This is a genomic window from Vibrio sp. YIC-376 (assembly GCF_052353105.1).
Taxonomy (GTDB): domain Bacteria; phylum Pseudomonadota; class Gammaproteobacteria; order Enterobacterales; family Vibrionaceae; genus Vibrio.
Map to the genome: position 1 here is coordinate 384613 of NZ_JBBWFK010000002.1, position 13068 is coordinate 397680.

At 44.1% G+C, this 13068-nt stretch carries 11 protein-coding genes; 6 read left to right on the plus strand and 5 right to left on the minus strand.

Annotated elements, in window-relative coordinates:
* Nucleotides 1-58: 58 nt before the first annotated feature.
* Nucleotides 59-1042: a Gfo/Idh/MocA family protein gene (locus tag WJM94_RS05980; RefSeq protein WP_444493322.1), complete on the minus strand. Its 984-nt coding sequence runs from the start codon at nt 1040-1042 to the stop codon at nt 59-61.
* A gap of 819 nt (nt 1043-1861) precedes the next feature.
* Between WJM94_RS05980 and WJM94_RS05985 the strand changes: the two genes are divergently transcribed.
* Both WJM94_RS05985 and WJM94_RS05990 read left to right on the plus strand, forming a co-directional pair.
* Nucleotides 1862-3295, plus strand: coding sequence for a glyceraldehyde-3-phosphate dehydrogenase (locus tag WJM94_RS05985; protein WP_444493323.1), 1434 nt, complete (start codon nt 1862-1864; stop codon nt 3293-3295).
* Between the two features lie 247 nt (nt 3296-3542).
* Nucleotides 3543-3764: a hypothetical protein gene (locus tag WJM94_RS05990; RefSeq protein WP_444493324.1), complete on the plus strand. Its 222-nt coding sequence runs from the start codon at nt 3543-3545 to the stop codon at nt 3762-3764.
* Nucleotides 3765-3939: 175 nt separating this feature from the next.
* Here the strand turns inward: WJM94_RS05990 and WJM94_RS05995 are convergent, their stop codons facing one another.
* The 3 genes from WJM94_RS05995 to WJM94_RS06005 form a co-directional block, all read right to left on the minus strand.
* Nucleotides 3940-4554 (minus strand): LysE family translocator, encoded by a 615-nt coding sequence (locus tag WJM94_RS05995; RefSeq protein WP_444493325.1) that lies wholly within the window; start codon nt 4552-4554, stop codon nt 3940-3942.
* A 94-nt stretch (nt 4555-4648) separates the two neighbouring features.
* Nucleotides 4649-5563 (minus strand): LysR family transcriptional regulator, encoded by a 915-nt coding sequence (locus tag WJM94_RS06000; protein WP_444493326.1) that lies wholly within the window; start codon nt 5561-5563, stop codon nt 4649-4651.
* Nucleotides 5564-5606: 43 nt separating this feature from the next.
* The gene (locus WJM94_RS06005) at nt 5607-6062 is read right to left on the minus strand and encodes an Lrp/AsnC family transcriptional regulator (protein WP_444493327.1); all 456 of its coding nucleotides are present in this window, start codon (nt 6060-6062) and stop codon (nt 5607-5609) included.
* 178 nt (nt 6063-6240) lie between these two features.
* On the opposite strand from WJM94_RS06005, the gene yjeH reads away from it, so the two are divergent.
* The gene (gene yjeH / locus WJM94_RS06010; protein ID WP_444493328.1) at nt 6241-7503 is read left to right on the plus strand and encodes an L-methionine/branched-chain amino acid transporter; all 1263 of its coding nucleotides are present in this window, start codon (nt 6241-6243) and stop codon (nt 7501-7503) included.
* 5 nt (nt 7504-7508) lie between these two features.
* Here the strand turns inward: yjeH and pdxR are convergent, their stop codons facing one another.
* Nucleotides 7509-8939 carry a MocR-like pyridoxine biosynthesis transcription factor PdxR gene (gene pdxR, locus WJM94_RS06015; protein WP_444493329.1) on the minus strand — a complete coding sequence of 477 codons (1431 nt, stop codon included), beginning with the start codon at nt 8937-8939 and terminating at the stop codon, nt 7509-7511.
* Between the two features lie 107 nt (nt 8940-9046).
* Here pdxR and WJM94_RS06020 point away from each other — a divergent pair, with 107 nt between their 5' ends.
* The 3 genes from WJM94_RS06020 (at nt 9047) to WJM94_RS06030 (ending at nt 12713) form a co-directional block, all read left to right on the plus strand.
* Nucleotides 9047-9724, plus strand: a complete 678-nt coding sequence (locus tag WJM94_RS06020; protein WP_444493330.1) for a pyridoxamine 5'-phosphate oxidase family protein — start codon at nt 9047-9049, stop codon at nt 9722-9724.
* 160 nt (nt 9725-9884) lie between these two features.
* On the plus strand, nt 9885-11207 hold the full coding sequence (locus WJM94_RS06025) for an ABC1 kinase family protein (protein ID WP_444493331.1): 1323 nt from the start codon (nt 9885-9887) through the stop codon (nt 11205-11207).
* Between the two features lie 159 nt (nt 11208-11366).
* Nucleotides 11367-12713 carry a magnesium transporter gene (locus WJM94_RS06030; protein WP_444493332.1) on the plus strand — a complete coding sequence of 449 codons (1347 nt, stop codon included), beginning with the start codon at nt 11367-11369 and terminating at the stop codon, nt 12711-12713.
* Nucleotides 12714-13068: the final 355 nt, after the last annotated feature.

A 13068-nucleotide genomic window follows, 5' to 3' on the forward strand; every position in this document is an offset into this window, starting at 1 on the left:
TTCAAAAAAAGCCCTCATTTTGAGGGCTTCAAAATCAAGTTGTTCCGTCCAAACTAGCTTAAGCAGTTTTATCCGCTGGAAAAACAACGCCAGTTTGTTTTCTTACTTCCGTTAACACCTTCGCTACTGTCAATGATCGTTGCTTGGTGGTCTCATCTATGACACCCATTTTAAGCTGTTTAGCAAACGCTTCCGCTTCGTAAACCATGTGATTTGCAGTTTGTGGCTGTGTCAGCACCTCTTTGCCTTCACCACGAAGAATACGTTCAACACCACGCCCAGTGGAGATCATGTCAACTAATACACTGCCCTGCTCGCCCTGAAATTCACTAGGAATCAATGAGTCACTCACTTTTGAATGTAGTAGATTCACGTTAAAGTCATCGTACGCAAGTGTCACACTGCCACATCCATCCACACCAGATGGCAATACATAGGCACTCGCTTGAACCTCATTAGGCTCTCCAAACAGCTCAATAGCGGCACCCAGACAATAATAGCCAATATCCATAATCGAGCCATTGGAAAATGCCGGGTTGAAAGTATTCGGATTTTCACCATTTAAATACTTTTGATATCTCGACGAATATTGACAATAGCTGATAGTGGCGTGTCTTAATGGTGCAATCGTCGGCAAACTCTCTTTCAATACGGTAAAGTTTGGCGTGTAAGGTGACATGAAAGCTTCGAAAAGAACGACATTATTTTCTTCAGCGCATCGAAACATCTCTTGCGCGAGTGCGTAATTAGAAGCCATCGGCTTTTCACAGATAACGTGCTTGCCGGCTTTTAACATTTGCAACGCTTGAGGCGCATGAAGTGAATTTGGGCTAGCAATGTAGACAGCATCAATATCAGGATCTTGCTCCAAAGATTCCAGATTATCGTAGAAAGTGTCAGCGTTATATGGAGTGCCGAATGAGCGGGCTTTCTCTATATCTCTCGAGTAAACCGCTTTGAGGCTAAATTCTCCTGTTTGTATAGCCGCTTCAACAAATTGTTGAGAAATCCAGTTAGTCCCGATAATCGCAAGTTTAAACATATCACTTCCTTTTTATTTTGATTCTAAAAGCTAAGGTCATTACGGCTTCTAGTGCCGATTTAAACAAGGTTTACTCGATTAAACAACTCTCATGTTCTGCTTATATTTCGAGACAAACTGGCAGATTAGCAGCAGTTTTCAATGTGACATCGTCACAAAAACCCAATACTTAATGAATCGAAACAATACTAACCGTCGTTTTATTGATATGCCTCAACATTCCTGATCCAACAGACTGCTAGTTTGGGGCACTTATTGGTTACCAGCTCATATATAAGCCTCAAATTGTCGAACTCACAGTAAATAAACTTTCAATTTGCAAGGTTAAAGAGTGTTTTTTGTACATTTCGCCCTCTTCGTACTGTGACTTACCGCAAATTTCTAATATTTAATATCCACCTTAGCAATGAAATTCAGCTCATACCTAAGGCGTAATTACGAATCGGCACAATAATGCATTTCATGTTTACTAGTTAAGTTGCGTTATCGATTGATATCACACAAAACTGAAACATCTACATATATTTTCACTCATTTGATTTGAACATGACCATTATCGTCGCAAAATAAGTTTGCATTTTTAAAAATGTCAACACTTTAAATTCGACGCTTTAGTCACACTAATCATCCATATCTTGGCGATAAATCAGTGGTTTCAACTGGATTTATTTTTCCTAGCAGAATAAGCCTTCCAACCGTAGAATCCGCCCCATAATTATTACAACCCGATTACATTACCACCAGACTCCTACGCTCTACCGTAGAGGTAAAAGCGGCGAGTATGGTTAGCCCCCAAAACGTGAAAGGTCCAATACAACAATGAGTCCAGAGAAATATCTCCAAGACTGGCAAACTAGCCAAACGATTGCTGAATCTATTTCCCCTTTAATTGGTAAGCTTTATCGTCAAAAAGGAATCGAAGTGGTTCTATTCGGTAAGACGCTTATTAACGCCACTACTATCGACATTCTCAAAACTCATCGCGTAGCAAGACGATACACTGGAAACCCTCTTTCTCTAGAGCACACAATGCCTATCATTCAAGCGCTATGTGAAATGAGCATTTCTTCTTGCCGTGTTGATGTTGGTCAGTTGGCTACCAAGTATTGGAATGAACACGAAGATACTGCTGCGCTTGGCGATTACCTACAAACAGCACTTCATGGCGCTCGTGATGCAGATTCATCGCTAGAAGCTCGCGACGTTGTTCTTTACGGTTTTGGACGTATCGGACGTCTGTTAACTCGTCTTCTTATCGAAAAGAGTGGTCCTGGTTACCCACTAAGACTTCGTGCAATTGTTGTTCGTGGCGGTAAGAAAGGTGACCTGGAAAAACGTGCTAGCCTACTGCGTCGTGACTCTGTACACGGCCAATTCAACGGTAGCATCATCATCGACGAAGAGCGTAAAGCACTGATTGTTAACGGAAACTTTATTCAGATCATCTACGCAAACAACCCTAGTGATATTGACTACACTGCGTACGGTATTAACAACGCACTTGTGGTAGATAACACTGGTGTTTGGCGCGATTCAGAAGGTCTGAGTCAGCACCTGGCATGTAACGGCGCAGAGAAAGTACTTCTGACCGCACCTGGTAAAGGCGACATTAAGAACGTTGTATTCGGTGTAAACGAATCTGTGATTCAAGAAGATGACACCATTATTTCAGCTGCAAGCTGTACAACAAACGCTATCACTCCAGTATTGAAAGCGTTGAATGACAAGTATGGCGTTCTATCAGGCCACATCGAGACCGTTCACTCATATACTAACGACCAAAACCTGATCGATAACTTCCACTCAGGTGACCGTCGTGGACGTAGTGCGTCTCTGAATATGGTTCTGACTTCAACAGGTGCTGCAAAAGCGGTAGCAAAAGCACTGCCGGAGCTTGCTGGTAAGCTAACAGGTAACGCAATTCGCGTACCTACGCCAAACGTATCAATGGCAGTAGCAAACCTGAACCTGGGTCAAGATGTGGATCGCGATTCACTGAATGACTACCTACGTGGAATGGCTCTAAATTCTGAGCTATCAGCACAAATTGATTACACGGACTCAACGGAAATCGTTTCAACAGATTTAGTGGGTTCTCGCCATGCAGGCGTAGTAGATGGTCAAGCGACTATCGCACAAGACAAACGTTGTGTACTGTACATTTGGTACGACAACGAATTCGGTTACAGCTGCCAAGTTGTGCACTGTATGGAACAAATGATGGGTGTTCGTTACCAAACATTCCCTCGATAGGTGAACATTGCTCCACAACGTTAACCACATGGTGTAGCGAACTATACTTCAACATTTGTTTTTTATAATAAGCGCGCAAGCGCAATACTAATCTTAACTCCCCCGTTTATACGCCTGAACTCACCCTCAGGCGTTTTTTCTTATATACAGTTTGACATTATTCAGACATTGCAACGTAAATTGTTCATGTTTAGTTCATATTCAGAGCGGTAATCTGAACACATAGACGAATAGAGAGGTCAAGTTTATGAATCGGATCATCGTTACTGCACTGGCACTGATTAGCGGTTTTTTTGCTTTAGTATTTAGCCTAATAATAGCGATCCCATTGACCATCGCGGCACTGATAACTGGTAAACGTATTGAGAAGCGCGTTAAGTACATGCAGAGAGAGGCGCAGGAAGAATATGAATTCAATACGGGAAAAGCGGACGCGATAGAAGGCGAGTTTGAAGAAGTACGCCGATAAAAGTATCAAAGTGTTTCTCGCCCCCCCCCCCCCCCAATAAAGCTAATAAAGCTAATAAAGCTCCTGAGAAACTCCTTGCTTACACCCAGCCTGTTTATCAAGCTGGGTGCTTTTTTATGGTTTGAATGCAAAAGAGCGGTGCTGGAAGGCTTTGATTATCCCGGGATCGGGTTGGCTATATCGTTATGACAACGCGCAAAGCCAACAGCATAAGAACAACCCCAGACAGGCGGTCAATCAATACGGCCTTTGAACGAATGCGATCGACCACCTTGGCGCTAGATAGTACGATGGTGATAAAGGTATACCACAAGCCGTCAACAAGAAATGGGGTCGCGACTATGATCATTTGGTTGCTGAGATCATTCCCCAACGCGACAAACTGGCTAAATAACGCGATAAAAAACAGTGCTATTTTGGGGCTGAGAATAGAGATAAAGAAGCCCTCTCTCGCCGACTGACCGACGGTGGTTTCCTGCCCAGATTCAAGTTTAGCAGCCACACCGCCTTTTGAACGCAGAGCATTAAACCCCAAATACGCCAGATACGCCGCCCCTGTCAGACTGATCGCTTTAAACAATATCGGACTTTGTTGTAAAACAACCGCCAGACCAATCAAAGTGATAAATGCGTATATCCCGATGCCAAACGCGTGTGCCCACGCTGTCGCCAATCCATTGATACGTCCACCTGCCAATGCGTGTTTAGCAATAATTGCCAAGCTAGGCCCTGGTGACATAGCGCCTAATAAGCATATCGTAAAAAGTGATAGCCAAACTGTTAGTGTCATAGAAACTTCTCCTTATTTGGCTTCAATCTATCAAGTGAAGGGATATAAATAGAAATCAAAGTTTTTCATAAAGGCTATAACTTAAAATCATAACTTAATGGATTGAGTATTCTGACTTCCGCATGATCAAACACATTTGCTCTCTCGCCCAACGATGCGCAGGATCTGTGTCATATTTTGGATGCCACATAAGCCAGTATTCATGTATCTGTGTCTTGATAGGTAATGGTTTATTGATGAGGTTCCAGTGCTTCGCCAGATTCAATGCAATATGCTCCGGTACCACCATAAGATGGTCACTCGTTACCAGACGGTTAACCGCTGCAGAAAAGAAAGGTACTTTGAAAGCGATATGACGCTCCAAACCAATTTCTTTTAAAGCAAGATCGGTACTGGAGTCCTTATCACCACCGCCGGTCACTTTAATGTGTGAATAGCTGACAAGCTGTTCCGCACTAATACTCTCACACTTAGCCAAAGGATGAGTATCCTTCATCAAACAGACCGAAGTATCCGAGCCTATGTTGATGCTTGATACACCTTCTGGTTTCGCGGGATACATAGAAGAGGCGATGTGTATCCCCAACTCATGCAACTTATCGAGAAAGTCTGGCTGCCAAAGCCGATACGCCATATCAAGTTTTGGTGCGTGTTCACTTAGATGCGATGCAATATCGGGAAGAACGTACTGCGCGACATAATCACTCGACGCAATAACAAGTTCTCCCTGCCAGGCTTGAGGCTCAAATGGTTTATCATGCAAAAGATGATCGAATTCAGCGAGTAAAGAATCCAGCTTATCTTTTAGCGCTATCGCGCGAGGCGTTGGGATCAGTTGGTTACCCTGACGAATAAGCAGAGGATCGCCACAAAGTTCACGGAGTTGGGCCAATTGGCGACTCACCGCAGATTGCGTGATATGCAGTCGCTCGGCGGTGCGACTAACATGGCACTCCTCTAGCAAAACATGCAAAGATCTGAGTAGATTTAAATTAATATGGTTTAACATTCTTTATCCATACGAATGGAAATCACGACCATGGTTTTGAGCTTCACTTTACAAACTTATTACCCGTCGTATTGAAAAACTCTGTTAATACGGTGTGGGTCATCAGGTGACGAAGCTCTGGGTAGCGTTGAATTTGATCTCTGATTTCATTAAGGCGATTCATGTTTGGCACCTCTACAAAGACCATCATGTCAGTTTCACCACTTATTGCATGACACCATTTTACACCATCAATCTTATACAGCTCATCAGCGTAAGATTCGCAATAGTAAGTAGAGGTTGATGTATCAAACTTCAAAGCAAAGTAAGCACAAATCGAGTCCCCTTCATTGGAGGCGATTTCTGCATGATATCCCAAGATGACTTTGTCATTTTCTAGCTTTCGAATGCGAGCCGTTACCGCTGAACGAGACAAGCTCACTTTCTCAGCAACTTCAGTCACTGACAATCGAGCATTGTGTCGGAGGATATCAATGATCTTGAGGTCAAACTTGTCCATAAACTTACCGCTTCTTCCTTATTTACTTCATTTTATAACGATTTTAAATTCATAAGAAACCAACATTTAGTTGGAATTATTTGAAACAACCGTCATATTGTCGGCTCAGAAACGCATTTTGTTTTCCAGAACTCATTTATTCTAAGAGTTTCGTAGTTCAACACCGTCAGAGACCAGCATGGAACAGCTCAAAAAAGATATCTCACTTATATCCGGCATCGCCCAACTTTCAACAACATTGATGGGTACAGGTCTATTTATGATACCGGCGATTGCGGCAGGTATTGCAGGTCACTTTTCACTCTGGGCTTGGATATTACTGTTTGCTGCAATTTGCCCTATTGCTCTAACATTTGCTCAATTAGGCAAACGCTATCCCAACGCTGGCGGCACCGCTTTCTTCGTACGTAAAGCCTTTAACGCAAAGTTAGAAAGCAGCGTTGCCTGGCTATTTGTCAGTGTGATTCCCGTTGGCATACCAGCAGCTATCGCTCTCGCGGCAGGTTTTCTTAAACAACTCCTCCCGGATCCGATAAATAATGACTTATTCGCTCAAGTGCTGACTATCGCCCTACTCATATTTGTTAACTTGCTGGGAACAAAATCGTCTGGTCGTTTGCAAACCGTTATTGCGCTTAGCGTATTTGCACTTGTAGGCGCCTTTCTATGGAAAGGGGGAATCAACAGTGCTGATCTTACCATGCCAACCGTCACAGCAGACTCGATTTGGCCAATTACCGCAGCTCTGGGCGTAATGTTTTGGTGTTTTGTCGGCATAGAGGCGTTTGCGCATATGGGTGAAGAGTTTAAGAACCCACAACGCGACTTTCCTATCGCTATTATTGTAGGATGCTTCGTTGCCGGAGCTACTTACTGGGCATGTTCAGTGGTTGTCTTAAAGTTTGGGGCTTATGGCACACCACAGTTTGATAGTGCATCTATTCCTTGGCTAAGCGCACAACTACTAGGAGACAGTGCCAAATGGGTCATTAGCGTGATCGGTTTTTCTGCCTGCTTTGCCAGTGTGAATTTATACACTCAAAGCTTGTCCCGGATGGTGTGGAGTCAGGCTCGTGAGCATCGACCTGGAAGTAAACTGGCCAAAATATCCCGACGTGGCGTCCCTTCGTCAGCAACATTACTTGTCGGTATTGTCCTGTTGCTGTCATGTGTCATAGGCAAACTTTCACAGCTCGATTTGGAGTTTTTCCTCAAATTGGCTAACAGCATTTTTGTGTTAATTTATCTGCTCGCTATGTTGGCGGCATATAAGCTTCTTAAAGGCGTTGGTAAGGCACTGGCTGGAGTATCTTTACTTCTTTGTACAGGCGTATTTATCTGTTTAGGTTGGTCTATGTTCTACGCGCTTACTATTTTTGCTTTACTTTCATTACCCTGGAAACAATGGGGACAAAAGCGACAACCACGAGCGATAGAGTAACTAGCTCAAAACAACTCAGATAATCGCTTTACAAGAGAGTCGATATCATTCAAAGCGACATTGCCATAGCCAAGCACCACGCCATTCCAATCCCGAAACTGGAATTCGGGATGCTCATAAAAACTTAGTGGACGCAATACGATGCCCTCTTTAGCCGCACGTTGCGTCCATATTTGTTCATCACATCCTGACCACCATTTTAGTGTTATGTGTAACCCTGCTGCCTGGCTAATCACACTGACTCTATCACCAAAGTATTCACCGATTGAGAAACACATTTGTTCATGTTTTGCTTTGTAAATACGGCGCATCCTTCGGATATGACGTAACAAACCGCCTTCAGCAATAAAATCAGCCATCGCCTCTTGTACATGACTAGGCGAATTTCCACTTAACGCATCTTTAACCATTAAGCATTTACCGACCAGCGTTTTCGGTACGACAAGATAACCTAGCCTTAGACCGTTAAACATAACTTTACTGAAAGATCCAACGTAAAGAACGTGATCATCCCGCCCCATTTGTGCTGCTAATCCTTGCAAACTGGTATACGGGCGGTGCGCAAACTGAAATTCACTGTCGTAGTCGTCTTCTAAAATCCAGGACGAATTCTGAACTGCCCAATTGATAATTTTCCCTCTCTGTTCGGTATTCAGAGTGGTGCCCATTGGATACTGATTACTTGGCGTAATGTAGAGCGCCTCAGCGTCACTGCTTGTCACAGAATCAATATCAAATCCGACCTTTTCCCTCACAATCAAAGGCTCGAACTGATAATGCTGAAATTGGATTAACTTACGCATTTGAGCATAGCCTGGTTGCTCCATTAACACTTTGTCACCACTATTCAATGTTGCCATGGTCGCAATACTTAATGCTTGTTGGGCACCAGAAGTAATAATGATTCGCTCAGGAGTACAATTTACTGAACGACTTGAGGCTAGATAGTCAGACAATGCACCGCGTAGTGCCCAGCTTCCTTGAATATCTTGATTCCCTAGCAGAGAAGTTCTAGCCAAGTGGCGATTAAGGTACTTTTGCCATTGAGCAGTAGGGAAAAGTGCTAAATCAGGAACTCCAGGAGCAAATGCGGAGTTAATGTCATGCTTAACAATTGGAGCACTAGTCATATTTACAGGTACTTTTTCCGGTAAATATTGTTCAGGCAGTTCTACGGCGACGTAAAAGCCAGAGCCTCTCTGGCTAATAAGATAGCCCTCTGCGACCAACTGCTCATACGCCGAAATAACGGTATTTCTGCTTAAACTTAACTCGTGAGAAAGTTTACGTGTGGAAGGTAATTTGCCATTTTTAGGCCAAAGACCTTTGACTATCTTCTCTCGAATCGCAAAAAACACCGATTGCTGCAACGTTCCAGCCTCCGCACTCACACATAAATCACCCACATCAATCAAAGACAAACCGGATCCATCCATTGTTTAAAACTGGCTCTCTTTAAACTACCAGTTAGGCGATACATTGCAACTAGACACTGATTAAAAATGCCTACCCCGGCATTGGGATTACGCCAAGGAGAGCAGTAATGTTATCAAACACAAAAAGAACACAAATTAAGAAAGGCGCGCACAAAGCGGTAACCGAAGTTGAAAAGCTACACAAGATTATTGATGAGAGTCTGATTGCCCATATTGCAATTAACAACGAACTTGGCCCCGTAGTGATACCTATGCTGGCATGGCGTGTAGGAGAGTTCGTCTATATCCATGGTGCAAATAACAGCCGACTTCTACGAACACTCAAACAAGGTCAGCAAACGTGTCTGACGTTCACACTCTTCGATGGATGGGTACTGGCTCGCTCAGCATTTCACCACAGCGCACATTATCGTAGTGCCGTTGTGTTTGGTCAGTTTGAAGTGGTGCCGGACCACAAAGAAAAAGATCACCTGCTGAATCACTTTGTGGAGCAAATCGCACCGGGTAGAACAGAGCAAATCCGATTAAGTAATGAAAAAGAGCTGAATGCGACTATGTTATTAAGAATCTCTCTGGAAGAAGCCTCAGTAAAAATTAGTAATTTCGGTGTCAACGATGACCCTGAAGATGTAGATATCCCAGTATGGGCTGGTGTACTGCCGTATCGAACTGTGGTTGGCCCGCTCGAGGCTAGCCATGATCTGTACGAAGAAATTACCGCTCCGGATTACAGCAGCGCTTATTCAAATCGCTGGTACAGTGCGGAAAATCAGACTAAGCCTTGAGTACATACAAAATGTAGGATCCCTATAACCGCTGGCACTGCTGGCGGTCTTTCATTAAGTATATCCAATTGCACACTTTTCCCGTATAACAGGGAGTCCCTAAGCGAGTCCAAAAAGCGGCATGCAGTGGTAGTTTGGATATAATTAACGGGAGGCTCTCATGTCGGACAAAGAAAGAAACTTACCCACACATCGCATTTCTCGATTTGGTAAATTTGCGTCTCTCGCAACAAGAGTCGCAGGGAACGTGCTTGCAGAAGGCACCAAGCAACTCGCTAAGGGTAACAGACCTAAAGCGAAAGACCTCCTATTGACTCCACAAAACATCACCAGGTTGACCGATCAGCTTGCCCATTTACGTGGTGCCGCAATGAAACTTGGTCAAATGCTGTCGATGGATGCAGGCGATATCCTCGATCCTGAGTTAGCCGACATCCTCTCCAGGCTGCGTTCTAACGCCGATCCGATGCCAGCGAAACAGTTAAATAGTGTGATGGAAAATTCGCTTGGTCCAAATTGGAAAGCGGAGTTTCTTGCGTTTAACTTCAAGCCCATCGCCAGTGCTTCTATCGGGCAAGTGCATCAGGCTTACAGTGACGCAGGTGACAAGCTAGCAGTGAAAGTCCAATATCCCGGCATTCGCAAAAGCATAAACAGTGACGTTGATAACGTCGGCACACTGCTTAAAGTCGTCGGGCTTATACCTGAGTCGGTGGATTACAAGGGGCTGCTAGAAGAGGCTAAGAAGCAACTTCACGACGAAGCAAATTATTTACGTGAAGCACAGTTCGCCATACGTTATTACCAGGCACTAAAAGAACACCCCCATTTCGTTGTGCCTAAAATTCACCCAGAAAGCTCTTCTCAGTCTGTGTTAGCAATGGAATTCATCGAAGGCGCCCCTGTTGATACCATCGTAAACTATGACCAAAAGACACGTGACACAGTAATGCATAACTTGCTTGAGCTGCTGTTTCGCGAACTGTTTGAGTTCAAGATGGTTCAGACTGACCCAAACTTCGCCAACTATTTATATATTGAAGAAACCAAACAGATTGGTCTGTTAGATTTTGGTGCTACCCGAGAATACAGTGAACGCTTTAGTTCAGGTTACCGCCTAGCGTTCTCTTCTGTAATTAATGAAGACGAAAATGGCCTGAATGACGCTTTGCAGCAAATTGGCTTTTTCAGCCAAACCATAGTAGAGGAGCAGCGCAAAGCGATTCTCGATTTAGTCAAAATGGCATGCGAGCCAATGTTAGTTGACGAGGCATATGACTTTAAAGCCAGTGGCCTTGCACAAAGGCTACGGGACGCTGATAAGATCCTCAGTATGGAGCAAGATTACTGGCATACACCACCAGCAGATGCCATTTTTCTTCACCGGAAAATTGCCGGTATGTACTTACTCGCGGCTCGGATCGGTGCCAAAGTGAACATTCGGAAACTCGTTGAGCCCTATCTGAAGATCAATTTCGGTTAGCCTATTGTTTTTCTGCTGCTTTCAAGTAGTTTGACTACTGTTTAAGCCTTTTGGCCCGGACTCTAGGCACAATAATTCGCTATTGTTAATAGAAAGCTTCGACCGAAAAGTAACACGCTATCATTTTCCACTAAAACGCATAAATTATCGGGGTGCTCGGTGAGCAAGTTTCAAGATCTCTCCACTCTAATACAACAAATTGGACAAGCCGAAGAAGCGGATCAAGTCGCGACACTCAATGAATCTATCGAAGCGGGTCTGGAGCCCGGTGCGATAGCTTTGATTCTGGAAGCCTTCACCATTAATGATCGTGTTCGTTTATGGAGAGCCTTACCACTCGAGCTGCACATTGATGTACTGACTGAAATGCGTGCTGACGTTCGCTTTTCTATCATCAATGCCTTATCAGAAGTTGAGCTAAAACTGACCCTTGCTAAGCTGGATAACCTTTCGCTGATCGAATGGGCAGATTCACTGCCGGAAGAGATCATTCATGAAGCTCTCTCGCTCATCGAGAAAGCCGAGTTAGAGCTTTACGATCAAGCGAATGCTTATGAAGATGAAGAGATAGGTCGTTGGGCTGAACGTAAAATCATCACCCTGCCTTTTAACATAACTGTCGAGACGGCTAAGCAGTTGATGGATCGTTACAGCTACGGCACGCCTCAGCAAGTCTATTTGATCAACCGTAAAAAACAGTTTCGAGGCGCAGTGAACTACTACGAGATATTGCGTAGTGACCCCGATACACGCCTGAAAAGTTTAGCGATTGAGACAGTAACCGTACTGGATAGCAAGATGTCTCTGCCTGAAGCCGTTGAAGCTCTAGAGCACAGTTCACTTTCAGCGTTGCCAGTGACAGATGCCGATCAAACTCTAATTGGAGAAGTGGATTGGCAATTTGCACTAAGTACCCAACGCGAAATTTATGAAGCTCGTTTGATGGCGGGTACCGGTATGGATGAAGGGGACGACTTGTTTGCTCCGGTCATTAAGAGCTCTCAAAAACGCGGGGTATGGCTTGGTATTAACTTACTTACCGCTATTTTAGCCTCTGTCACCATTGGGCTTTTTGAGGACGTCATCGCTCAGGTGGTTGCGCTCGCAGTGTTAATGCCAATCGTTGCCTCGATGGGCGGTATTGCGGGTAGCCAAACCCTTACACTGATGATCCGTGCAATGGCCCTCAACCAGATCACACCAGGTAACCGCTTTAAGCTACTAAAAAACGAACTTGGTATCGGCTCGTTAAATGGCATTGCCTGGGCTCTCATTATCGGAGGGTTAGCGGGATTATGGTTCCAATCGGCTATCCTTGGGGGCACCATCGCTCTGGCGATCATCGTAAATATCATTACTGCAGCACTGTTTGGCGTGTTGATTCCCATCATGTTGGATAAATTGGAGCTCGACCCCGCACTAGCTGGTTCAGTGATTTTGACTACTGTGACGGACGTTGTTGGCTTTTTTGCCTTCTTAGGCACCGCAAGTCTAGTATTATTGTAAAGAAGCGCTGTTAGTTTATTAATCAATCATTAGCATATTAAAGGTAAATTGCATATCGCAATTGCAATTTGCAAAAAGCATCAAATTTTAAGCAACGTATCTCAGAGAAACCACGGAGTTTCGATGAATTTAAAGTTGGCACGTAAGCTGCATTAATTGAGCTGACCCTTCTTAAGCCGAGGGTCACCTAGCCAACTGACGTTGTTAGTGAATTAGATTTTGTTCACATGTATATAAGCCAATCGCACTGTTTGCGGTTGGCTCTTTTTTTATCTGCCTTCTTTAAGCTTCAAATCGTTTCTAAGCTTCACATCGTTGCGCGTCTGAGTGCCAAATCATTCTCGCTGAATCAAGC

Coding starts and splice junctions, on each gene's coding strand:
- WJM94_RS05980 (WP_444493322.1), bottom strand. CDS start 1,042: ATGTTTAAACTTGCGATTATCGGGACTAACTGGATTTCTCAACAATTT.
- WJM94_RS05985 (WP_444493323.1), top strand. CDS start 1,862: ATGAGTCCAGAGAAATATCTCCAAGACTGGCAAACTAGCCAAACGATT.
- WJM94_RS05990 (WP_444493324.1), top strand. CDS start 3,543: ATGAATCGGATCATCGTTACTGCACTGGCACTGATTAGCGGTTTTTTT.
- WJM94_RS05995 (WP_444493325.1), bottom strand. CDS start 4,554: ATGACACTAACAGTTTGGCTATCACTTTTTACGATATGCTTATTAGGC.
- WJM94_RS06000 (WP_444493326.1), bottom strand. CDS start 5,563: ATGTTAAACCATATTAATTTAAATCTACTCAGATCTTTGCATGTTTTG.
- WJM94_RS06005 (WP_444493327.1), bottom strand. CDS start 6,062: ATGGACAAGTTTGACCTCAAGATCATTGATATCCTCCGACACAATGCT.
- yjeH (WP_444493328.1), top strand. CDS start 6,241: ATGGAACAGCTCAAAAAAGATATCTCACTTATATCCGGCATCGCCCAA.
- pdxR (WP_444493329.1), bottom strand. CDS start 8,939: ATGGATGGATCCGGTTTGTCTTTGATTGATGTGGGTGATTTATGTGTG.
- WJM94_RS06020 (WP_444493330.1), top strand. CDS start 9,047: ATGTTATCAAACACAAAAAGAACACAAATTAAGAAAGGCGCGCACAAA.
- WJM94_RS06025 (WP_444493331.1), top strand. CDS start 9,885: ATGTCGGACAAAGAAAGAAACTTACCCACACATCGCATTTCTCGATTT.